Below are 22,072 nucleotides of genomic sequence, written 5' to 3'. Positions count from 1 at the left end.
GACCCTGGGTGTGTTACGGAATTCAACGCCAGGTGGGTGGTAACAATTGCGCCAGCTTGCGTACGGCGCGGTGCTGCAGCGCCTTGATCGCGCCCTCGTTGCGCTTCATGATCTGCGCGGTTTCGGTCAGCGAAAGCCCCTGGATGAACCGCAGCACGATGCATTCGCGCTGGTCCTCGCCGAGCGCGGCGATGCACTTCAACAGCGCGTCCCGCGTCGCGCTCGACACCGCCTGCTGCTCCGGGCCGGCGCCGTCGGCGAAGCTCTGCCCGGCGAACGGGGCGGAACCGGACTCCGAGACCTCGTCGGTGACCAGTTCGAGCTTGTACCGGCTGGACTTCACGTGGTCGAGCACGATGTTGCGGGCGATGGTGATGAACCACGCGCCGACGTCGCGGCCCTGGTAGCTGACCGACGTGATCCGGCGCAGCGCGCGGAGGAAGGTTTCGCTGGTGATGTCCTCGGCCAGTTCCCGGTCGCCGAGGCGGAAGTAGACGTAGCGGTACACGACGTCGACGTATCGGTCGTACAACGAACCGAAGGCCGCCGTATCGCCTTCCTGCGCCGCGTGCACCAGGTCCCACGCCGCCGGCTGCTCGTCCGCCGGGCGCCCGAGCGTGCCGACATGCAGCCCAAGTGGGCGTGCTACCAGCCAGTTCGTCACGGCGACTCCTCTGTCCCGGCCCGAGTGAGCACCACCACTCCGGCGCGTTGAGCAGCATACGTGTTGTTACCCGGAAGTAGGTAGTGGTGTCGGTTGCGGAAATGCGACGATCCGCGGGCTTCCCCATGACGGGGGAGGAAGGGAGACACTTGGGGACATGGGCAACATCGCCGATCTGCTCGCCAGTGCCGCCACCGAGTGGCCCGGCTCCGTGGCTCTCGTCGACACCACCGCCGGTACGGCCTTCAGCTGGTCACAGCTCGATTCCGCGGTCAACGGCCTGGCCGGGGAACTGGCCGCGAAGGGCATCGGGCGCGGTGACCGGGTGGCGCTGCGGCTGCCCACGTCGGCCGATTTCGCGACCGCGCTGTTCGCCGTGGCGCGGCTCGGCGCGATCGCGGTGCCGATTTCCCCCTTGGCGCCCAAGCCCGAACTGGACACGACCCTGCAGCACAGCGGCGCGAAGCTCGTGCTCAGCCGTGACGCCGAGGAAGGTGTGTTGCCCTCGGCGGAGTCCGAGGAATCACTGGAATCCGTCGGCGGCGACGAGGACATCGCCGTGCTGTCCTACACCTCCGGCACGACCGGCCCGGCACGTGGCGTGATGCTCTCGCACCGCGCGTTGCTGGCGAATCTCGAGCAGCTCAGCGCGGTCCCGGACACGCTGAAACACCGGGACAGGGTGTTCATCGCCATCCCGCTCTTCCACGTCTACGGCCTCGGCCCCGGCCTCCTACACGCCACCGCGGTGGGCGCGACGGCGGTGCTCGCGGAACGGTTCGACGTGGTCAAGGCACTGGAGGTGTGCGCGGCGCAGCGGGTGACGGTGATCGGCGGCGTGCCCGCGATGTACAACGAGTTCGCCGCGCTGCCGACGGAGGAACTGCGCGCCGGCCTTGGCACGGTCCGGCTGCTCAACTCCGGCGCCGCGCCGTTGCATCCGAAGGTGCTGGCCACGATCCGCGAGAAGACCGGGCTGGCCGTGTTCGAGGGCTACGGCCTCACCGAGACGGCGCCGGTGGTCACGTCCACGTTGGTCACCGGCTACGCCAAGCCCGGATCGGTTGGCCGCCCGGTGCCGGGGGTCGAGCTGCGGCTGGTCGGTCCGGACGGGCTCGCCGAGGAGGTGCCACTGGACCCGGACGACCTCGACGACGCGTTCGTCGAGGACGACGCGGGCACCGGGATGGTTTCCATCCGCGGCGCGAACCTGTTCTCCGGATACTGGCCCGACGGCTCGCACGGACCCGACGAAGAGGGCTGGTTCCGCACCGGCGACGTCGGCTACCTCGACGTGGACGGCGATCTGCACCTGGTGGACCGCGCCAACGACCTGATCATCGTGAACGGGTTCAACGTGTTCCCGAAGGAGGTCGAGGAGGTCATCGGCGAGCTGCCGGAGGTGGCCGAGGTCGCGGTGGTCGGGGTGATCGACGAGCGCAGCGGCGAGTCGGTGAAGGCCGTGGTCGTGCCCGCGGAAGGGGCGTCGTTGTCGGAACAGCAGGTCGTCGAGTACTGCGGGTCGAAGCTGGCGGGGTACAAGGTGCCGCGCACCATCGAGTTCGCGGAGTCGCTGCCGCATTCGCCCACCGGGAAACTGCGGCGCGTACGTTTGCGGTCATAGGCTCGAGGACCACACGAGGCGGCGTGACGCAGGAATCCGCCGCGGAGGAGGACCGGACGGGTGCGGAACCCCGCAAAAACACGAGTGACGGTCATGAGCCGCGTCGGCTGCCATGCGTGTGAGGTGGCTGAGGCCGATATCGAGCGGATCTGCGGTGAGCTGGGTGTCGAGTGGAACACCGCCGATGTGGACTCGGATCCGGAATGGCGCGCCGAGTACGGCGACCGGGTGCCGGTGATCCTGATCGACGACGTCGAGCACGGGTACTGGAAAGTCGAAGAGGACCGGCTTCGTAAGGCACTCGTAAGCCCTTCCTGACGGTGATTTCGCAGGCGGCGGGCGAAGAATGAACACGTGAGCACCGACCTGCACGACGCGCCGATCCAGGCGGCGCCGAAACTACCGGCGCCGGTCGCCGGGCTGATCGGCGTGCTGTCGCTCGTCGCCGCGCTGGCCGCCGGACACGTGGTGGCCGCGTTCGTCGGGTTCAACGCCTCGCCGTACCTCGCGGTCGGCAACGCGGCCATCGATCTCACCCCGACCTGGCTGAAGAACTTCGCGGTCAGCGCCTTCGGCACCGCCGACAAAACGGTGCTGTTGAGCGGAATGGCCGTGGTGATGATCGTGCTCGCGATCGTCGCCGGGCTGATCTCCCGCCAGCGTCCGCTGCCGGGCCAGCTCCTGATCGGTGCCTTCGGCGTGGTCGGCATCGTGGCCGTCTACTTCCGGCCGGATCTCGGCCAGGCCGCCCTTTTCGCCCCCGCGATGAGCCTGCTCACCGGCGTCACCGTCTTCCGGATCCTGCACAAGGTCGCGTTGCGCGGGGACACCTCCGCGAGCAGGCGGAGCTTCCTGATCACCGCGGCCGGCGCGGCCGTGGTCGGGGTGATCGGGCAATGGGTCGGGACGCGTAAGGACGCGGGCAGTTCCCGCGCCGCCGTCGGGCCGCTGGTGCCCGCCGAACCCGCGCCCGCGGTGCCGGCCGGCGCCGATTTCGCCAAGTTCGGCACCCCGACGTTCATCACGCCGAACAGCGATTTCTACCGGATCGACACCGCGCTCGTGGTGCCGCAGGTGCGTACCGAGGACTGGAGTCTGCGCATCCACGGCATGGTGGACAAGGAGATCACCTACTCCTACGACGACATCCGCAACCGGCCGCTGGTCGAGCGGATCATCACGCTTTGCTGCGTGTCGAACCCCGTCGGCGGCCAGTACATCTCGACCGCGCGGTTCATCGGCGTCGATCTCGCCGGGCTGCTGAACGAGGCCGGGGTCCGGCCGGGCGCCGAGCAGCTGTTCTCGACCAGTTCGGACGGGTTCAGCGCGGGCACGCCGGTGTCGACGGTGCTGGAGAACGGCCGCGGCGCGATGCTCGCGATCGGCATGAACGGCGAGCCGTTGCCGATCGAACACGGCTTCCCGGCCAGGCTGGTGGTGCCCGGCCTGTACGGCTACGTGTCGGCGACGAAGTGGGTGACCGATCTCGAACTGACCACGTGGGACGCGAAACAGGCCTACTGGCTGCAGCGCGGCTGGTCGGAGCAGGGGCCGGTCAAGACCGAGTCCCGGATCGACCTCGCCAACGGCGGCGTCGCCCCCGGCAAGGTGCGGGTGGCCGGAATCGCGTTCGCGCAGCACACCGGAATTTCCCGCGTCGAGGTGCGCGTGGACAGCGGGCCCTGGCAGGACGCGATGCTTTCCACTGAGGTGAACATCGACTCCTGGCGGATGTGGTGGGCCCAGCTGGACGCCTCGAAGGGCTCGCACACCGTCACCGTTCGGGCCACGGACAAGTCGGGTTACACGCAGACGGATCAGATCGCGGATGTCGTCCCGGACGGGGCAACCGGCTGGCAGACCATCACGTTCTCCGCGAACTAGCTGTAGTGCCCTGTGTGTCTCTGGTCATGCCTGCGACCAGCGACTTTGTGCCTGCGTTCACAAATGGCTACCGTATTGCCAGTCCCCCCGCGCGGCCCGGCATCAAACCGGACTTCGTTCGCCGGGTCAAGGGGAAAGTTCGCGAGCGGTGTTGACGGTGTCGGAAGAGGAGGCCAGCGTGGTGGCACGGCGTGGCCGGCGAAATGGCTCCGCTGTCGCGCGCGAACTCGATGCCGACAACGCGCCCACCGCCGAAATGCCCGCCGTCGGCGTGAACGGCTCCGAGCCGGTCCGGCCCAAGTCCATCCCGGAGGCCGCGGTCGCCAGGCTGGCGGTCTACCTGCGGGTGCTGTCCGCGATGGCCGAGCAGGGCGCGACCACCGTCGCCAGCGAAGAGCTTTCGGCCGCCGCCGGGGTGAACTCCGCGAAACTCCGCAAAGACTTGTCCTACCTGGGTTCCTACGGAACACGTGGCGTCGGCTACGAGGTGCGGGTGCTCGTCGGCCAGATCGAGCGGACGCTCGGGCTGACCCGCCAGCACAAGGTCGCCGTGGTGGGAATCGGAAACCTCGGTCATGCGTTGGCGAATTATGGCGGGTTCCCCGGCCGGGGTTTTCCCGTCGAAGCGTTGTTCGACGTGGACGCGGACCTGGTCGGTGTGCCGGTCGGCGGGATTCCGGTCTCGCACCTGGACGACATCCGCAAGGTCTGCTCCGAGCGCGGGATCTCCATCGGCGTGATCGCCACCCCGCCCACGGCGGCGCAGTCGGTCTGCGACCGGCTGGTTTCGGGCGGGGTGCAGTGCATCCTGAACTTCGCGCCCGTGGTGCTCCAGGTGCCGGAGCACATCGAGGTTCGAAAGGTGGATCTGGCGGTGGAGCTGCAGATCCTGTCCTTCCACGTCGCCCGGCGCGCCGACGACGCGAACGGCTCCCACTCGGTGGGCAACGGAATGGTGGTGCGGTAACAAGTGTCTGTCCTGGCCGTCGGGCTTTCCTATCGCACCGCGGACCTGCGCACGCTCGAGCGCGTGGCGGTCGGCGCGGATGAGCTGGACAAGGTGCTGCACCAGCTGCAGCAGGGCGCGCATGTGAACGAGGCCATGCTCGTGTCCACGTGCAACCGCATCGAGGTCTACGCCGTCGTGGAGACGTTCCACGGTGGGCTCGCCGACGTGTCGGAGGTGCTTGCGCAGCACGCCGGATGCGCGGCCGCGGACCTCTACGACAACCTGTATGTGCACTACGCCGGTGCTGCGGTCGAGCACATCTTCTCGGTCGCCGCCGGCCTGGACTCGATGGTCGTCGGTGAGACCCAGATCCTCGGCCAGGTCCGTAATTCCTATGCCACGGCAAGGGAATCCGGCACCGTCGGGCGCACCCTGCACGAGCTGATCCAGACCACGTTGCGGGTCGGCAAGCGGGTGCACTCCGAGACGGGCCTCGACACGCTGGGCGCTTCGGTGGTTTCCGAGGCGCTGGGCGAGACCTCCGACATCGCGGGCAAGCACGCGGTGGTCGTCGGCGCGGGTTCGATGGGCGCGCTGTCCGCGAGCCAGCTGCGCAAGGCCGGCATCGGCCGGATCACGGTGGTCAACCGCACTTACGACAACGCGGCGCGGCTGGCGAGCAACATCACGGAGCAGGGCGTGCCGGCCCGTGCCTCCGGGATGGACGAGCTCGCGGCCCGGCTCGCCGAGGCCGATCTCGCGGTCACTTGCACCGGCGCGCAGGACGTCGTCCTGACCGCTGGGCACATTCTCCCGCGCGCGGGACGGTCGCTGGTGATCTGCGACCTCGGCCTGCCGCGTGACGTGCACCCGGCCGTCGCGGACGTGCCTGACGTGCGGGTGGTGGACCTGGAGACGGTCCGCCGCCGGATGGACGACACGGGCGGCGTTTCGTCCGCGAAGCAGATCGCCCGTGCCACCGGAATCGTGCTCGACGAGGTGCGCGAATACCTGGCAGGCCAGCGCAGCGCTGCGGTCACCCCGACCGTGACGGCGCTGCGCAAGCGGGCCGCCGAGGTGGTCGACGCCGAGCTGCTGCGGCTGGACCACCGGCTGCCTGAGCTCGAGCCCGGCGTGCGTGACGAACTCGCACGCACCGTCCGCCGCGTCGTGGACAAGCTGCTGCACGCGCCGACGGTGCGGGTCAAGCAGCTCGCCGCGGACGCGCAGGGCACCGATTACGCCAACGCGCTGCGGGAGCTGTTCGAGCTGGACCCGGCTTCGCCCGCCGTGGTCGCCAGCCCCACTCCCCAGTCCAAGACAGACGGTGAAACCCAGTGACACGAACCATCAGGATCGGCACCAGGGGCAGTGCACTCGCCCTGGTCCAGGCCGGCATCGTCGCGGACGCCCTGCGCGCCGCCGGCGAGCACGTCGAGGTCGTCAAGGTCTCCACGGCCGGTGACCGCGACAAGAGCACGCCGGTCACCGAACTCGGCGTCGGGGTGTACACCTCGGCGCTGCGCGAAGCCTTGCTGACCAAGCAGGTCGACGTCGCCGTGCACTCGTACAAGGACCTGCCCACCGCGCCGGAACCGGGCATCGTGCTGGCCGCGGTTCCGCAGCGGGAAGACCCGCGTGACGCGCTGGTCGCCCGCGACGGCCTGACGCTCGGTGAGCTGCCGCCCGGGTCGAAGGTGGGCACCGGCGCGGCGCGCCGGACAGCGCAGCTGCGGGCGCTCGGGCTCGGCCTGGACGTCGTGCCGATCCGCGGCAATATCGAAACCCGGATGGGCAAGGTCACGAGCGGTGAGCTGGACGCGGTTGTACTGGCCCGCGCCGGGATCGTCCGCCTGGGCCTCGCCGAAAAGATCACCGAGACCCTGGACCCGATCCAGCTGCTGCCCTCGCCCGCGCAGGGTGCGCTGGCAGTGGAATGCCGCGTCGACGACGTGGACATCGAACACCTGCTTCGGTCCACTGTGGACGATGAAGCGACGAGGGTCGCGGTGACGGCCGAGCGCGCCATGCTGGCCGCGCTCGAAGCCGGCTGCAGCGCGCCCGTCGGGGCGCTGGCCGAGGTGGTGGAGGACCTCGACGCGGACGGCTCGGTGATCGAGCGCGTTTCGCTGCGGGGTACGGCCGCCGCCGGGCTCGACGGGGAGTCCGTCGAAATGATCAAGGCCTCAGCGCTGGCCGAAAAGAGCGAAGCGGAGCGACTCGGCCGTGAGGTGGCCGCGGAGCTGCTCGACCTGGGTGCCGGAGCGTTGTCCGGACCTGGCCGCAACTCACGTTGACAAAGATCGCACTGGAGAAAGAAACACGATGACCCCCGCGCGGAATACCGCTGGGCGCGTCGCGTTCGTGGGCTCGGGCCCCGGCGACGCCGGACTGTTGACCGTCCGTGCCCAGGAACTGCTCGCCAAGGCCGAGGTCGTGGTGACCGACCCCGACGTGCCTGCCGGCGTGCTCGCCCAAGCCAGCGCGGACGCCGAGGTCCGGCCCGCGGTCGGCGAACCAGGCGAGGTCGCCAAGGACCTGGCCAACGAGGCCAAGTCCGGCCGCCTCGTACTCCGGCTCGTCGGCGGTGACCCGCTGACGCTGCCCGCCGTGGTCGCCGAGGTGCAGGCCGTGGCCAAGACCAGCGCCGTGTTCGAGATCGTGCCCGGCGTCAGTCCCGGCTCCGCGGTTCCCGCGTATGCCGGTATCGCGCTCGGCGGCTCGCACGCCGAGGTCGACGTCCGCAGTGACGTGGACTGGTCCGGGCTGGCGGGCATGCCGGGGCCGATCGTGCTGCACGCGACGTCGAGCCACCTGGCCGAAGCCGCCGGCGCGCTGGTCGAGCACGGCCTGGCGCCGACCACCCCGGTCGCGGTGACGTCCAACGGCACCATCAACACCCAGCGCACCCTGGACAGCTCGCTGGCCACGTTGTCGCAGGACGCGGGCGAGCTGGTCGGCCCGCTGGTGGTGACCATCGGCGAGGCGGCCGGTCAGCGCTCGAAGCTGTCCTGGTGGGAGTCCCGCGCGCTGTACGGCTGGAAGGTCCTGGTGCCGCGCACCAAGGAGCAGGCTGGTGAGATGGCGGACAGGCTGCGCAGCCACGGCGCCACGTCGCACGAGGTGCCGACCATCTCGGTCGAGCCGCCGCGGAGCCCGGCGCAGATGGAGCGTTCGGTCAAGGGTCTCGTCGACGGCCGCTACCAGTGGATCGTGTTCACCTCGGCGAACGCGGTGCGCGCGGTGTGGGAGAAGTTCGAGGAGTTCGGCCTCGACGCACGTGCCTTCTCGGGCGTGAAGATCGCCTGCGTCGGCCAGGCCACCGCGGAGCGGGTGCGCGCCTTCGGCATCAACCCCGAGCTGATCCCGAAGGACGAGCAGTCCAGCGAGGGCCTGCTGGCGGAGTTCCCGCCGTTCGACGACATCCTGGACCCGGTGAACCGCGTGCTGCTGCCGCGTGCCGACATCGCCACCGAGACCCTGTCGGCCGGCCTGGTCGACCGCGGCTGGGAGGTCGACGACGTGACGGCGTACCGCACCGTCCGCGCCGCGCCGCCGCCCGCCGAGACCCGCGAGATGATCAAGACCGGCGGGTTCGACGCGGTCTGCTTCACCTCGTCCTCCACCGTGCGGAACCTGGTCGGGATCGCGGGCAAGCCGCACACCCGGACCCTGGTGGCCTGCATCGGCCCGAAGACGGCGGAGACCGCCGTGGAGTTCGGCCTGCGGGTGGATGTCCAGCCGGAGAAGGCGGACATCCCGAACCTGGTCGACGCGCTGGCCGCGCACGCCGCGAAACTGCGTGCCGAAGGCGCCCTCCCACCACCCCGGAAGGCGAAGCGCACCAGGCGTTCCTGAGTCGCGAAGGCCCTCCTTTCCCCTGGGAAGGAGGGCTTTTTCGGGCCGGAGTACCGTCGTTGGGGTGTTCCCCGAGCATCGTCCCCGTCGGCTGCGCGGCACGCCCGCCATGCGGCGCTTGGTAAGTGAGACCACCCTGCGGCCGCGGCAGCTGATCCTGCCCATGTTCGTCGCCGAGGGGGCGGATCAGCCGCGTCCGATCGCGAGTATGCCGGGCGTCGTGCAGCACACTCGCGACACGCTGCGCAAGGCGGCGGTGGACGCGGTGCGTGCGGGCATCGGCGGGCTGATGTTGTTCGGTATCCCCGAAACCCGGGACGCGGTGGGCTCCGGCGCCACGGACGAGAACGGCATCCTCAACGTCGCGCTGCGGGACCTGCGTGCCGAGCTCGGCGACGAAACCGTGCTGATGGCCGACACCTGTCTCGACGAGTTCACCGACCACGGGCACTGCGGCGTGCTCGACGAGCACGGCGGCGTGGACAACGACGCGACGCTGCGGGTGTATGCAGACATGGCCGTGGCGCAGGCCGAAGCGGGCGCGCACGTGCTGGGGCCGAGCGGGATGATGGACGGCCAGGTCGGCGCCATCCGCTCCGCGCTGGACGAGCACGGGCACACCGACGCCGTCATCCTCGCGTACTCGGCCAAGTACGCGAGCGCTTTCTACGGCCCCTTCCGCGAAGCGGTGGACTCGCAGCTCAAGGGCGACCGCAAGACGTACCAGCAGGATCCGGGCAACGCGCGGGAAGCGCTGCGCGAGATCGAGCTGGACGTCGCCGAGGGCGCCGACGCGATCATGATCAAACCGGCGCTGTCGTACCTGGACATCCTGCGCGCGGCGGCCGAGGTTTCGCCCGTTCCCGTTGCGGCGTACAACATCTCGGGCGAGTACGCGATGGTCGAGGCCGCCGCCGCGAACGGCTGGCTGGACCGCGAGCGCACCATCCTCGAGGTCCTCACGTCCATCCGCCGCGCGGGCGCCGACCTGATCCTCACGTACTGGGCCACCGAAGCCGCGGCCTGGCTGGACTGACAATTCGCCGGTGCGGCTTGCTTGGCGGCGCGGGTAGCGGAACCTCAGACGACTTCTCACTCCGGGATCGCCCCATCATGAATGCCGATTCACCACTTCGGCGCTGTCCTCGCGAGAAGCCGTCTGAGAACCCGCAGCGGTGCCGGCTGACGGCCCACCGCAAGTGGCTCCGCCGCTTCTGACGGCGGCCAGTATCCTGCGTGGGTGACCGCACCTGAAGAGCCGGAAAAGCCGGAATCGGACGACGAGCGCCGCAGCAAGGGCCTGCCGCCCGCGCCGAGCCTGCCGGGCGAAGAGGTCCCGGTCGTGGACCCGCCCAAGCCGGTACAGGTGTCGTTCTGGCTGTGGGTCGCGTCCGGCGTGGTCTTCATCGTCGGCTACCTGCTGATGTTCCTCGCCCGGGACAGGCTGATCGACCAGCTGGTCACCAGCAACACCAACACCTCGATCACGGGGGACCAGATCCGGTCCGGGATGACCGTGGTGTTCGCGGTGGTGCTCGTCGGCGCGGTCTCGTTCGCCGCGCTGTACGTGCTGTTCGCCTGGAAGGCGCGCCAGGGCACGAGGTCCGCCCGCACGGTGCTGACCGTGCTGATGGTGATCACCCTGCTGTTCCAGCTGCTGGTGCAGTTCGCGAGCATCGTCACGCTGGTGGCCACCCTGATCGGGCTCGTCGCGCTGATCCTCATGTACCTGCCCAAGGTCACCCCTTACTTCCCGAAAGTCAGCCGCAGGGCCAAGTGAGCGAGACGCGGTTCGTCGAGTACGGGGCGAAGTGGACGGCGCTGCTCTACGGCCCGCTGTTCGCTGTCGTCGGCTACCTCGCGGAGCTGGCCACGGGGGCGACGCACACCGTCGCCTGGGTGCTGGTCGGCATCGGGCTCGCCGCGATCACGGCGCCGTGGATCTACGCGCGGCGCCGGTTCCTGACCGTCCGCGTCACCACCACCGAACTGCTGCAGGGCCGTGAGTCCTTGCCACTGAGCCAAATCGCCGAGGTGGACGACGTCGGCGCGCCCACCGGGGCCAGGGTGCTCGGCGGCGGCTGGAGCACCCCGCGCAAGTACGACGAACTGCCGCTCCGGCTCGAGGACGACACCGTGGTGCTCGCCTGGGCGCAGGACGTGACGGCACTGCGCGACGCGCTGCGGCGGACGTGAGAGTCTGGTCACTGTGAACGACGTCCAGCTGCCGCAGCAGCCGCCCGCGAAACTGCACCGGCCGTGGCGCGCGCTGATCGCGGTCGTCGAGCTGATCCTGGCCGCGGTCGCGGTGTGGTTCGCCTTCCGCTGCTGGCACGCCGGCGTGAAAACGCTCACGGTCAACCTCAGCGACGGCACGGTGCTCACCTCCACCCGCTACCTCGGCAACTGGATGGCCGCCGCGATCGGCCTGGGCGCGCTGGCGGCGATCCTGCTGGTCGAGGCCGTGCGCGAAGTCCTGCTGGCGATCCGCGCGAAGCATCGCAGGAAGCGGAAGAAGCAGCCGACGGACGAGACCATCGAGGATTACGTAGCCCACCTCAACGAGGCCTGACCCCGCCTTTGGGAGACTGGCAGTCGTGACGCACGGAGTCGATCAGTCCAAGGCATGGTTCGAGCGGGCAACTGCCGCGACGCCCGGCGGCGTGAACTCGCCGGTGCGCGCGTTCAACTCGGTCGGTGGCACCCCGCGGTTCATGGCCCGCGGTGAGGGCCCCTATCTCTGGGACGTCGACGGGAACCGCTACGTCGACCTGGTCTCTTCGTGGGGCCCGATGATCCTGGGGCACGCGCATCCACAGGTGGTCGCCGCCGTGCGGCAGGCCGCGTCGGCCGGGTTCTCGTTCGGCACCCCGACCGTCGGTGAGGTCGAGCTGGCGGAGGAGATCATCTCCCGCGTCGACCCGGTGCACCAGGTCCGCCTGGTCAACTCGGGCACCGAGGCCACGATGAGCGCGATCCGGCTGGCGCGCGGGTTCACCGGCCGCAGCAAGATCATCAAGTTCGCGGGCTGCTACCACGGGCACGTGGACGCGCTGCTCGCGCAGGCCGGCTCCGGGGTCGCCACGCTCGGCCTGCCCACCTCGCCTGGGGTCACCGGCGCGCAGGCGGCGGACACGATTGTCTTGCCATACAACGACATCGACGCGGTGCGAAAGTCCTTTGCGGACAATCCGGATTCGATCGCGGCGGTCATCACCGAGGGCGCGGCCTGCAACATGGGCGCGGTCCCACCGGTCCAGGGCTTCAACGCCGGGCTGCTGGAGGTGGCGCACCAGCATGGTGCGCTGCTGATCATGGACGAAGTGCTGACCGGTTTCCGGGTTTCGCGCTCGGGCTGGTTCGGCCTCGACGGAGTGGCCGGCGACCTGTACACGTTCGGCAAGGTCATGTCCGGCGGGCTACCGGCCGCGGCCTTCGGTGGCCGTAGCGAGGTGATGGCCAAGCTTGCCCCGGGCGGCCCGGTCTACCAGGCGGGCACGCTGTCCGGGAACCCGGTGGCGGTCGCTTCCGGGCTCGCCACGCTGCGCGCGGCGGATGACGACGTGTACCGCGCGCTGGACCAGAACTCGCAGCGCCTCGGCGCGCTGTTCACCGAAGCGCTCACTGCCGCGGGCGTCGCGCATCACATCGCGTACGCGGGCAACTTGGTGACGGTGTTCTTCACCGAGGAGCCGGTCCGCAACTACCACGACGCGACCAACTCCGAGACCTGGCGATTTCCCGCGTTCTTCCACGCCTTGCTGGACAGGGGCGTGTACGGGCCACCGAGTCCGTACGAGGCCTGGTTCGTCAACGCCGCGATGGACGACGCGGTGTTCGAGGTCATCGAGGCCGCGTTACCCGCTGCCGCCGCCGCTGCCGCGGAGGCCAGCCGGTGACCACGATCGTGCACATGCTCCGGCACGGTGAGGTCCACAACCCGGAACACATCCTCTACGGCCGCCTGCCCGGATTCCGGCTCTCCGAGCGCGGCCAGCGCCAGGCGCTCACGGTGGCCGAAGCCGTTGCGGGGCACGACATCACGTACGTCGTCGCGTCGCCGTTGCAGCGCGCGCAGGAGACGGCGGCGCCGATAGCCGGAGCGCACCGGCTCGACGTGCAGACCGATGAGCGGCTGATCGAGGCCGCGAACGATTTCGAAGGCCAGCGGGTCGCGGTCGGCGACGGCGCGCTGCGCCAGCCGAAGCACTGGTCGAAGCTGCGCAACCCGTTCCGGCCGTCCTGGGGCGAGCCGTACCTGGAGATCGCGCACCGGATGCTGGGCGCGATCTACCGGGCGCGCGCGGCGGCCGAGGGGCACGAGGCGTTGTGCGTGTCACACCAGTTGCCGATCTGGACGCTGCGCCGGTTCCTCGAAGGCAAAACGCTCTGGCACGACCCGCGCCACAGGCAGTGCTCGCTGGCCTCGCTGACCAGCCTGGTGTTCGACGGCGAGGAACTCGTCGACATCGTCTACAGCGAGCCGGCCGGCAGCACCGACCCGAAGGTGACCGGCGCATGAAACGCGTTGTCCTCGTACTGGCCGCGGTGCTGGCGCTGGCCGGCTGCAGCACCGGCAAGGACGCCGTTTCCCAGGGCAGTACCTTCGAGTTCGTTTCGCCCGGCGGCAAGACCGACATCACCTACGACGGCGCCGACCGCAAGACGATCCCGAACCTCTCCGGCGACGACCTGATGAACGACGGCAAGCAGATCTCGCTGGCCGACTTCAAGGGCAAGGTCGTGGTGCTCAACATCTGGGGCCAGTGGTGTGCGCCTTGCCGCACCGAATCGCCGGAGATGGAAAAGCTCTACCACGCAACGCAGGCGTCCGGGGTCCAGGTGCTCGGGCTCGACGTCCGTGACGACGACAAGTCCGCCCCGCAGGACTTCGTACGCGACCGCGGCCTGACGTACCCCTCGATCTACGACCCGCCGGGCCGGTCCCTGCTGCGGCTGTCCGGGTATCCGGTGAACGTCGTGCCGTCGACGATCGTGATCGACAAACAACAGCGGGTGGCCGCCGTCTACCTGCGCAGCCTGCTGGCGAGCGACATCGAGCCGCTGGTGCGGAAACTGGCCGCGGAATGACCGTGTTTGGCCAGCTGAGCAGGGCCCCGAAGAGTTCACGCCAAACTCACTGCTTACCCTCAGCAGAGTGAACTCCGTGACTGAGCTGGCGACCTCCGGGCCGCTGCTGCTCGCCGCCGGAGTCGCACTGCTCGCCGGCGCGATTTCGTTCGCCTCGCCGTGCGTGGTCCCGCTCGTCCCCGGTTACCTGGCCTATCTGGCCGCGCTCGTCGGCGCCGACGCGCCGGCTGTGAGCGCGGACGAGGAGCGCAAGAAGGGCCGCTACTCGGTCGTCGGTGCGGCCGCGCTGTTCGTGCTCGGGTTCACCGTGGTGTTCGTCGCCGGCCTCGGCACGCTGGTGTGGCTGGCCGACGCGGTACTGGGCAACCAGGATCTGCTGCAGCGCATCGGCGGGGTGGTCACCATCGCGATGGCGCTGGTGTTCCTCGGCCTGATCCCGGCGCTGCAGAAGGACGTCCGGTTCCACCGCGTGCCGCGCGGCGGGCTGCTCGGCGCGCCGTTGCTGGGCGCGGTGTTCGGCCTCGGCTGGACCCCGTGCATCGGCCCGACGCTGTCCGGCGTGCTGGCGATGGCCACAGCCAGCGGGAGCGCGGGTGCCCGCGGGTTCCTGCTCGTGCTCGTCTACTGCCTCGGGCTCGGCCTGCCGTTCCTGCTGATCGCGCTCGGCGCGCGCTGGGCCGTGCGGGCCACGGACTGGTTGCGCCGCAACGGCCGCCGCGTGCAGTTGTTCGGCGGGGGACTGTTGCTGGTGGTCGGTGTCCTGCTCGTCACCGGCCTGTGGGGAGAGCTGATGGGCTGGCTGCGCAACGCTTTCGTGACGGACACGGTGCTTCCGCTATGACCGCGACTGAGGCCCCGCCCGAGCCGAAGCGGCCGTACCAGGTCACGCCGCTGCAGCGCATGCTCGCCTTCCTGCGCAACGTCTGGCGCGGGCTCACGTCGATGCGCACCGCGCTCATCCTGCTGTTCCTGCTCGCGCTCGCCGCACTGCCCGGCGCGCTGCTGCCGCAGCGGGCGCTGAACCCGGACAAGACGGCGCAGTACATCACCGATCACGGCTGGTGGGGCACCCTGCTGGACCGGTTGCAGTTCTTCACGGTCTATTCCAGCGTCTGGTTCTCGGCGATCTACTTCCTGCTGATGGTTTCGCTGGTGGGCTGCCTGCTGCCGCGCAGCTTCGACTATTTCCGCTCCATGCGGGCGAAGCCGGTGCTCACCCCGCGCAATCTCTCCCGGATGCCGCACTTCCGCGAAGCCACGGTGGAGCGCAGCGAGGACGAGGTTTTGGCAGGCGCGCGGCGGCGGCTCAAGGGCTGGCGCACGGTCGAGCGGGAAGAGGCCGACGGTGTCCGCACGATCAGCGCCGAGCGCGGGTACCTGCGTGAGACCGGCAACCTGATCTTCCACTTCGCCATGCTGGGCCTGATCATCGCGTTCGCGCTTGGCAAGCTGTACAGCTACGACGGCCAGGTCATCGTGCAGGCCGACGGTTCCCAGTTCTGCAACTCCGGGGTCTACGCCTACGACTCGTTCAACCCCGGGCTGCGCGTGGACGGCACCCAGCTCGACCCGTTCTGCGTCAAGGTCAACGACTTCACCGCCGACTACACCGCGGCAGGCGAACCGGTGGCCTACAAGTCGAACATCCAGTACCAGTCCGGCGCTGATCTCGAAAGCAACACCTGGAAGCCCTACCTGCTCGAGGTGAACTCGCCGCTGCGCACCGCGGGCGACCGCGTCTACCTGCTGGGCAACGGGTACACACCGATCTTCACGGTGACCTATCCCAACGGCGAGACCCGCACCCAGAAGACCCAGTGGCGCCCGGCCGACACGACCACGCAGTTGTCCGAGGGCGCGACGAAGTTCGACCCGCCGGGCGTCACCGACGCGGCCGAGCGGCGCACCAAGCAGCTCGCGATCACCGGGCTGTTCGCCCCGACCGGGATGGTGCACGGGGGCGTGCTCACCTCGACCTCGGCTTCGATGACCAACCCGATGGTTGCGATCGACGTGATGCAGGGCGATCTCGGCCTCGACTCAGGCCAGGGCCAGTCGATCTTCGAGATCGACCAGTCGATGGTCGACGACGGGCGGCTCAAGCGGGTCGCCAGGCAGAACCTGAGTGTCGGCCAGTCGGTCTCGCTGGCGGACGGCACGAAGATCACCTTCGACGGGGCGCAGCGGTGGGTTTCGTTGCAGGTCTCACACGACCCCACGCAGGACTACGTGCTGGTGTTCGCGGTCGCGATGCTGCTGGGGCTCGGCGCTTCACTGCTGGTCAAACGACGTCGGGTGTGGTTGCGGGTCAGCCCTGCGAGCGAGGGCGAAGCCGGTACCGTGGTGCAGGTGGGTGGACTGGCCCGCACCGACCAGGCGGGCTATGGCGAGGAGTTCGTCCGGATCGCGGACGAGCTGGTCACCGGGAAGAGAAGGACGAGGCATGCCGGTCAATGAAACGTTGTCGCAGTACAGCGACTGGTCCTACACCACCGCGACCGCGATCTACGTGCTGGCACTGGTGTTCTTCCTGATCGAGCAGTCGTTCGGCGTGAAGGGCAGGCGCGCGGCCGAACGCACCCGGGTGCGTGAGCTGGCCGGCGCCGGCGGCCCTTCGGCCACGGAGGTCGTCGAGGAGCCACCCGCCCCGGCCACGCCGTCCGGCCGCCGCGGCCGTGCCGAGCGGATCGGCCGGATGGGCGCCTCGCTGATGGTGCTCGGCGCGCTCCTGCACTTCGCGGCGCTGTTGCTCCGCGGGCTGGCGACGCACCGCGTGCCCTGGGGCAACATGTACGAATACATCATGGCGGTGACGTTCATCGCCGTGGTGACCTGGCTTTTCGTGATCCGCAAGTTCACCGTGCGGCACCTGTCCGGGTTCATGCTGCTGCCGATCGTGATCCTGATGTTCATCGGCGGCACCCTGCTCTACACGGTCGCCGCCCCGGTGGTGCCCGCGCTGCAGTCCTACTGGCTCGTCATCCACGTGTCCGCCGCCGCGACCTCGTCCGGGATCTTCCTGGTGCCGGGCGTGGCGAGCATCTTCTACCTGTTCCGCACGGCGTACGAGCGCAACGGCAAGTTCGCCCGCTTCGCCTCGCGCCTGCCCGCCGCCGACGTGCTGGACAGGGTCGCCTACCGCACCACCATCCTGGCGTTCCCGCTGTTCACCTTCGGCGTGCTGTGCGGGGCGATCTGGGCGGAGTCGGCGTGGGGCCGGTTCTGGGGCTGGGACCCGAAGGAGACCACGGCGTTCGTCGCGTGGGTGGTCTACGCGGCCTACCTGCACTCGCGGGCGACGGCAGGCTGGCGCGGCACCCGCGCGGCGGTGATCAACACGCTCGGCTTCGCGGTCACCGTGTTCAACCTGTTCTTCGTCAACCTGGTCACGACGGGCTTGCATTCCTACGCCGGGGTTGGCTGATGAACCAACCGCGCGAACCCTACTTTTCGGAGGAGCGCACGGACTCCACCCCGCATCCGGCCCAGCCGCCACGGCGCCCGCAGTACCAGCAGCCGCAGGGGTACGACCCCAACCTGCCGCCGCTGCAGCCGCAGTCGCCGTATCCGCCGCTACCGCAGCCCTCGCGGGTCCGGCCGCCGGAGCGGCCGAACGTCCCGGCGCCCAAGCGCATTCCGCGGTCGGGTTGGCGCAAGGCTCTTTACCTTGGCAGCGGGAAGCTGGTGAACCCGGGGGAGAGCCCGGGCGAGCGCAAGCAGCGGGAGCTGATCGCGCGGATCAACCAGCCGCTGCGGGGTTCGTTCAAGATCGCGATGCTCAGCCTCAAGGGCGGGGTGGGCAAAACCACCATCACCACCACGCTGGGCGCCACGTTCGCGTCGCTGCGCGGGGACAGGGTGATCGCGGTGGACGCCAACCCCGACCGCGGCACGCTGTCGCAGAAAATCCCGATCGAGACCACCGCCACCGTCCGCCACCTACTGCGCGACGCGGACAAGATGACCCGCTACAGCGACGTGCGGGCGTACACCTCACAGGGCGCGAGCAGGCTGGAAATCCTTGCCAGTGAACAGGATCCGGCGGTTTCCGAGGCGTTCTCCGAGGTGGACTACCTGCGCACGGTTAGCCTGCTGGAGCACTACTACAACATCGTGCTCACCGACTGCGGGACTGGGCTGATGCACTCGGCGATGAAGGGCGTGCTGGATTCGGCGGACGCGCTTGTCGTGGTTTCGTCGGGTTCGGTGGACGGTGCCACCAGCGCCTCGGCCACGATCGACTGGCTGGAGGCGCATGGCTACGGCGACCTGGTGAAACGCTCGATCGTGACGATCAACTCGGTGCGCCCGAAGGCCGGCTCGGTCGATCTCGACAAGCTGGCCGCGCATTTCGAGGCGCGGGCGCGGGCTGTCTGCCGGATCCCGTTCGATCCGCATCTGGAAGAGGGCGCCGAGATCGAACTCGACCGCCTCGAGCCGGATACCAGGATGGCGTTGCTGGAACTGGCCGCCGCGATGGCCGACGCGTTCCCAGGGAAGTAGTTCTTCAGCTTTCGTCGTCGGGACGATGCTGCTGTTCACCGAGTTTGCGCAGGAAATCAGGGTCGTCGTCGGGGGCGATCGGGGCTTGGCGGGAGGCCACGCCGACGCGCTCCGGCCCGAAGGCACGCCACAACAGGACAGCGATGGTGAGCGCTCCGACCGCTGCGAGCAGGTAGATCATGCTCGCTCCCTTCCGAGTGCTTGAGGCGCGGGAACTGCATCTGCGAGCGTAACCCTTTTGTCGGGTTCCCGGCGGCTGGCCCCGGAACTCGCCGCAGCCCCTGGGCCCGCGGCTGCCGGCAGTGTCGGCAAAGGACACCGAACGCCGGGCCGCGGGTCTGGCTGTGCCGGGCGCTCAGCCGCGAGTCGGCTCGCTGGCGTCCGTGGTCAGCTCGGCGAGCAGCTCGTTGACCTCGGACTCCCGGAACCGGCGGTGCCCGCCGGGGGTGCGGATGGAACCGATGCGGCCCGCTGTCGCCCAGCGTGTCACGGTTTTCGGGTCCACCCGGAACAATGCGGCGACCTCGCCGGGCGTCAGCAGACGCCCTCCGACGGTTGCGGTCATTTTCCGCCTCCTTAACGACCTCAGTGCTATACCGGAGGCAATTCGCCCCCGCATATCAACACGGCAATCGTTGCATCTCACCCGGCAGGTACTCGAACGGTTGTCGAAGAGTAAAGAGGTAGTAAGGGACAAATCGCCCAGCCTGGACAGGGCTATGGTGACCATTGTGGACGCACTGGACCGCAAGATCATCGCGGCGCTGAGGCTCAACGGCAGGGCGACCTACGCGGAGCTCGGGAGAACGGTGGGGCTGTCCGCGTCCTCCGTGCACGAGCGGGTCGGCAAGCTCGAATCCGCCGGCGTGATCACCGGCTACCACGCGGTCGTGAACCCCAGCACGGTCGGCCTCGGGGTCACCGCGCTGGTCGGCATCCAGCCCACCGACGTGGCCGAGGACGACGACGTCGCCGAGGCGTTGGGCCAGCTCCCGGAGGTCGAGAGCTGCTACGCGGTGGCGGGGGACGAGGCATTCGTGGTCAAGGTCCGGGTGCCCACAGTGGACGAGTTGGAGCGGTGTCTCGGCAGGCTCCGCCGGATAGCCGGAGTGGCCCGCACGCGCACCACGGTCGTGCTGTCCACCCGCTTCGAGGGCAGGCCGAACAACAACGGTCTCGAAGATCCGCCGGAGGACGGCGCGTAGCCTTGACTGCCGTGAGCGAACGACAGCACCTGGCCCGTGACCTGACTCTTTACCTGCTGGCCCGGTTCGGCCTGATCGTGGTCGTGGCCCTGGTCCTGGTGCTGGTCAAGGTTCCGTTGCTGGTCGCGCTCGCGGTCGGCATCGTGGTGGGCCTGCCGGTCGGGCTGCTCGCGTTCCGCAAGCTGAACGTCCGGGTCACGGCCGGGCTGGCCGCCCGCAACGAGCGCCGCGCGCGTGAACGCGCGAAGCTGCGCGCGCAGTTGCGCGGCGAGTCCGAGACGGACGCCGAGCAGGAGGAGCCGGTCTCCCAGGCGAGCGAGCAGGAGTGAACCGAGCTTGGGTTCGCGAGGCGGTCCGGCTGATCGAGGCCGACGCCAACCGCAGCGCCGACACACATCTGCACGTCTTCCCGCTGCCCCTGGAATGGGGCATCGACCTGTACCTCAAGGACGAGTCGGTGCACCCCACCGGTTCGCTCAAGCACCGGCTGGCCCGCTCGTTGCTGCTGTACGCGCTGGTCAACGGCCAGATCGGGCCGGGAACCACGTTGATCGAGGCGTCGAGTGGCTCGACGGCGGTGTCCGAGGCCTACTTCGCGCGGATGCTCGGCCTGGAGTTCGTCGCGGTGATGCCGCGCAAGACCAGCCGCGAGAAGGTGCAGCTCATCGAGTTCTACGGCGGTCGCTGCCACTTCGTCGACATTCCGGCCGAGATGTACACCGAGGCTGAGCGCCTGGGCGCGGCGCCTGACGCGTACTACCTCGACCAGTTCACCTACGCCGAGCGGGCCACGGATTGGCGTGGCAACAACAACATCGCCGAGTCGGTGTTCGCGCAGATGAAGCTGGAGCGGCATCCGGTGCCGTCGTGGATCGTCGTCGGCGCGGGCACCGGCGGCACCAGCGCCACCTTCGGCCGGTACGTGCGTTACCGGCGGCACACCACGAAGATCTGCGTGGTGGACCCGGAGAATTCGTCGTTCTTCGGCGCCTGGGAGACCGGTGCGATGGACTACAGCACCGGAATGCCTTCGCGTATTGAGGGAATCGGCAGGCCGCGGGTCGAGCCGTCGTTCGTGCCGCAGGTGATCGACGAGATGATCCAGGTGCCCGACGCCGGTTCGATGGCGGCAATCCGGCTGTTGCGCGAACGCACCGGGCACTGGGCGGGCGGTTCGACCGGGACGAACCTTTACGGAGCCTTTCAGCTGATTTCACGAATGCTCGCCGCCGGGCAGCACGGCAGCGTGGTGACTTTGCTCTGCGACGGCGGCGAGCGTTACGCCCACACGTACTACGACGACGAGTGGCTTGCCGGGCACGAGCTGGCCATCGAACCGGAACTGGCGACGATGCGGGAGTTCCTGGCCACCGGCCGCTGGGTCAGCTGAGGTCCGGGGTGATCCGGCCCGGCTCGTCGTCGTGGGCCGGCAGCGCATAGGACGCGAGGAGCGCGAGTTTGTCGGCGTGCTCCGTGCCGGCTTCGGGGTGGTAGAGGACGAGGACCTGGCCCGAGGTGCCGGTGATCGCGAGTTTCTCCCGGTACAACGTGAGTTCGCCGACCTCGGGGTGGTGCAGCGTCACGGATCCGCCCTGCCGGCGCACCACGTCGTGGCGGGCCCACAACGTCCGGAAGGTGTTGCTGGCCAAGGAAAGCTCGCCGACAAGCTCGATGAACCGCGGGTCGTCGATGTCGGTCCCGACCGAGGCGCGGAACCCGGCGATCAGTGCGGCCGCAGCCTCTTCCCAGTCGCCGAACAGCGCCTGTTCGGCCGGATCGAGGAAGAAGTCTCGAAGCCTGTTGCCGCCCTCGGCCAGCCGCGGCGAGAGCGCGACGGCCAGCTCGTTCGACGCGAGGACGTCGAAGCACCTGCCCTCGACGAAACCCGGCAGCGGCACGGTCGCCAGCAGTTTCCGGATGCCCGCCGGTACGGTCTCGGGCCGTGGACGGCGCTTTCGGCGACGCGGCCGGCTCGCGCCGAGCCCTTGCAGGTACTCGGTGGCGGGCGCGTCCAGCTGCAGCACCCGGGCCAGCGCCTCCAGCACCTGAGCCGACGGGTTGCGGTCGCGGCCCTGCTCCAGACGCAGGTAGTAGTCGGCGCTGATGCCGGCCAGCATCGCCACTTCCTCGCGGCGCAGGCCGGGCACGCGGCGGAGACCGGTGTGGGGCAGCCCGACCGACTCCGGGGTGACCAGCTCGCGGCGGGCGCGCAGGTAGTCGCCCAGCGGGTTCGCTTCGGTCATACCGTCAAGGCTAGGCGCGCGGATCAGCCGGTGACTGGTCCTGTCATCCCC

At 69.3% G+C, this 22,072-nt stretch carries 25 protein-coding genes; 21 read left to right on the top strand and 4 right to left on the bottom strand.

The annotated features are described in order from the left end of the window. Nucleotides 1–22: 22 nt before the first annotated feature. On the bottom strand, nucleotides 23–631 hold the full coding sequence (locus tag VHD82_RS17735; RefSeq protein ID WP_325704827.1) for a sigma-70 family RNA polymerase sigma factor: 609 nt from the start codon (nucleotides 629–631) through the stop codon (nucleotides 23–25). A 190-nt stretch (nucleotides 632–821) separates the two neighbouring features. Between VHD82_RS17735 and VHD82_RS17730 the strand changes: the two genes are divergently transcribed. From VHD82_RS17730 to VHD82_RS17645, 18 genes are all read left to right on the top strand, one after another. Further along, nucleotides 822–2,288 (top strand): AMP-binding protein, encoded by a 1,467-nt coding sequence (locus VHD82_RS17730; RefSeq protein ID WP_325704532.1) that lies wholly within the window; start codon nucleotides 822–824, stop codon nucleotides 2,286–2,288. 93 nt (nucleotides 2,289–2,381) lie between these two features. Then, nucleotides 2,382–2,606, top strand: coding sequence for a glutaredoxin family protein (locus VHD82_RS17725; RefSeq protein ID WP_325704530.1), 225 nt, complete (start codon nucleotides 2,382–2,384; stop codon nucleotides 2,604–2,606). Nucleotides 2,607–2,642: 36 nt separating this feature from the next. Then, complete coding sequence (locus VHD82_RS17720; RefSeq protein ID WP_325704527.1) at nucleotides 2,643–4,172, top strand: molybdopterin-dependent oxidoreductase; 1,530 nt, start codon at nucleotides 2,643–2,645, stop codon at nucleotides 4,170–4,172. 178 nt (nucleotides 4,173–4,350) lie between these two features. Then, nucleotides 4,351–5,139, top strand: coding sequence for a redox-sensing transcriptional repressor Rex (locus tag VHD82_RS17715; RefSeq protein WP_325704825.1), 789 nt, complete (start codon nucleotides 4,351–4,353; stop codon nucleotides 5,137–5,139). Nucleotides 5,140–5,142: 3 nt separating this feature from the next. Beyond that, complete coding sequence (locus VHD82_RS17710; RefSeq protein WP_325704524.1) at nucleotides 5,143–6,462, top strand: glutamyl-tRNA reductase; 1,320 nt, start codon at nucleotides 5,143–5,145, stop codon at nucleotides 6,460–6,462. Further along, a complete protein-coding gene (gene hemC, locus VHD82_RS17705; RefSeq protein ID WP_325704521.1) occupies nucleotides 6,459–7,418 on the top strand; it encodes a hydroxymethylbilane synthase in 960 nt (319 codons plus the stop codon). The genes VHD82_RS17710 and hemC overlap by 4 nt, the downstream gene beginning before the upstream one ends. 28 nt (nucleotides 7,419–7,446) lie before the next feature. Then, entirely contained in the window at nucleotides 7,447–8,979 is a 1,533-nt protein-coding gene (locus VHD82_RS17700) for a bifunctional uroporphyrinogen-III C-methyltransferase/uroporphyrinogen-III synthase (protein ID WP_325704518.1), read from the top strand. Between the two features lie 64 nt (nucleotides 8,980–9,043). After that, nucleotides 9,044–10,015 carry a porphobilinogen synthase gene (gene hemB, locus VHD82_RS17695; RefSeq protein ID WP_325704515.1) on the top strand — a complete coding sequence of 324 codons (972 nt, stop codon included), beginning with the start codon at nucleotides 9,044–9,046 and terminating at the stop codon, nucleotides 10,013–10,015. Between the two features lie 204 nt (nucleotides 10,016–10,219). Continuing rightward, on the top strand, nucleotides 10,220–10,759 hold the full coding sequence (locus tag VHD82_RS17690) for a hypothetical protein (RefSeq protein WP_325704512.1): 540 nt from the start codon (nucleotides 10,220–10,222) through the stop codon (nucleotides 10,757–10,759). Beyond that, nucleotides 10,756–11,175 (top strand): DUF3093 family protein, encoded by a 420-nt coding sequence (locus VHD82_RS17685; protein ID WP_325704510.1) that lies wholly within the window; start codon nucleotides 10,756–10,758, stop codon nucleotides 11,173–11,175. The genes VHD82_RS17690 and VHD82_RS17685 overlap by 4 nt, the downstream gene beginning before the upstream one ends. Nucleotides 11,176–11,188: 13 nt before the next feature. Then, entirely contained in the window at nucleotides 11,189–11,551 is a 363-nt protein-coding gene (locus VHD82_RS17680; protein WP_325704508.1) for a hypothetical protein, read from the top strand. 25 nt (nucleotides 11,552–11,576) lie between these two features. Beyond that, nucleotides 11,577–12,878, top strand: a complete 1,302-nt coding sequence (gene hemL, locus VHD82_RS17675; protein ID WP_325704505.1) for a glutamate-1-semialdehyde 2,1-aminomutase — start codon at nucleotides 11,577–11,579, stop codon at nucleotides 12,876–12,878. Next, nucleotides 12,875–13,501: a histidine phosphatase family protein gene (locus VHD82_RS17670; RefSeq protein ID WP_325704502.1), complete on the top strand. Its 627-nt coding sequence runs from the start codon at nucleotides 12,875–12,877 to the stop codon at nucleotides 13,499–13,501. Before hemL ends, VHD82_RS17670 begins: the two co-directional genes overlap by 4 nt. Then, on the top strand, nucleotides 13,498–14,070 hold the full coding sequence (locus VHD82_RS17665) for a TlpA disulfide reductase family protein (RefSeq protein ID WP_325704499.1): 573 nt from the start codon (nucleotides 13,498–13,500) through the stop codon (nucleotides 14,068–14,070). Before VHD82_RS17670 ends, VHD82_RS17665 begins: the two co-directional genes overlap by 4 nt. 67 nt (nucleotides 14,071–14,137) lie before the next feature. Continuing rightward, nucleotides 14,138–14,911, top strand: a complete 774-nt coding sequence (locus tag VHD82_RS17660; RefSeq protein WP_325704496.1) for a cytochrome c biogenesis CcdA family protein — start codon at nucleotides 14,138–14,140, stop codon at nucleotides 14,909–14,911. Further along, entirely contained in the window at nucleotides 14,908–16,527 is a 1,620-nt protein-coding gene (gene resB, locus VHD82_RS17655; protein ID WP_325704493.1) for a cytochrome c biogenesis protein ResB, read from the top strand. The genes VHD82_RS17660 and resB overlap by 4 nt, the downstream gene beginning before the upstream one ends. After that, nucleotides 16,514–17,494 carry a c-type cytochrome biogenesis protein CcsB gene (ccsB, locus tag VHD82_RS17650; RefSeq protein ID WP_325704490.1) on the top strand — a complete coding sequence of 327 codons (981 nt, stop codon included), beginning with the start codon at nucleotides 16,514–16,516 and terminating at the stop codon, nucleotides 17,492–17,494. The genes resB and ccsB overlap by 14 nt, the downstream gene beginning before the upstream one ends. Beyond that, entirely contained in the window at nucleotides 17,494–18,573 is a 1,080-nt protein-coding gene (locus VHD82_RS17645; RefSeq protein WP_325704487.1) for an AAA family ATPase, read from the top strand. Before ccsB ends, VHD82_RS17645 begins: the two co-directional genes overlap by 1 nt. Nucleotides 18,574–18,577: 4 nt before the next feature. Here VHD82_RS17645 and VHD82_RS17640 read toward each other — a convergent pair whose 3' ends face one another. Continuing rightward, entirely contained in the window at nucleotides 18,578–18,754 is a 177-nt protein-coding gene (locus tag VHD82_RS17640; RefSeq protein WP_325704484.1) for a hypothetical protein, read from the bottom strand. Nucleotides 18,755–18,928: 174 nt separating this feature from the next. Next, the gene (locus VHD82_RS17635; protein ID WP_139095352.1) at nucleotides 18,929–19,138 is read right to left on the bottom strand and encodes a BldC family transcriptional regulator; all 210 of its coding nucleotides are present in this window, start codon (nucleotides 19,136–19,138) and stop codon (nucleotides 18,929–18,931) included. A 166-nt stretch (nucleotides 19,139–19,304) separates the two neighbouring features. On the opposite strand from VHD82_RS17635, the gene VHD82_RS17630 reads away from it, so the two are divergent. The 3 genes from VHD82_RS17630 to VHD82_RS17620 are packed head-to-tail and all read left to right on the top strand — an operon-like array spanning nucleotide 19,305 to nucleotide 21,168. Beyond that, entirely contained in the window at nucleotides 19,305–19,778 is a 474-nt protein-coding gene (locus VHD82_RS17630; protein WP_325704480.1) for an Lrp/AsnC family transcriptional regulator, read from the top strand. Between the two features lie 11 nt (nucleotides 19,779–19,789). After that, a complete protein-coding gene (locus tag VHD82_RS17625; RefSeq protein WP_325704477.1) occupies nucleotides 19,790–20,107 on the top strand; it encodes a DUF4229 domain-containing protein in 318 nt (105 codons plus the stop codon). Continuing rightward, complete coding sequence (locus VHD82_RS17620) at nucleotides 20,104–21,168, top strand: PLP-dependent cysteine synthase family protein (RefSeq protein ID WP_325704474.1); 1,065 nt, start codon at nucleotides 20,104–20,106, stop codon at nucleotides 21,166–21,168. The genes VHD82_RS17625 and VHD82_RS17620 overlap by 4 nt, the downstream gene beginning before the upstream one ends. Here VHD82_RS17620 and VHD82_RS17615 read toward each other — a convergent pair. Beyond that, complete coding sequence (locus VHD82_RS17615; RefSeq protein ID WP_325704471.1) at nucleotides 21,161–22,021, bottom strand: helix-turn-helix transcriptional regulator; 861 nt, start codon at nucleotides 22,019–22,021, stop codon at nucleotides 21,161–21,163. The two genes, VHD82_RS17620 and VHD82_RS17615, sit on opposite strands and share 8 nt — an antisense overlap. Nucleotides 22,022–22,072: the final 51 nt, after the last annotated feature.

Source organism: Amycolatopsis sp. (assembly GCF_035546795.1).
GTDB lineage: Bacteria > Actinomycetota > Actinomycetes > Mycobacteriales > Pseudonocardiaceae > Amycolatopsis_E.
The sequence above is the reverse complement of the archived record's forward strand: the minus strand, read 5'-3'. Positions and strand labels throughout refer to the sequence as shown.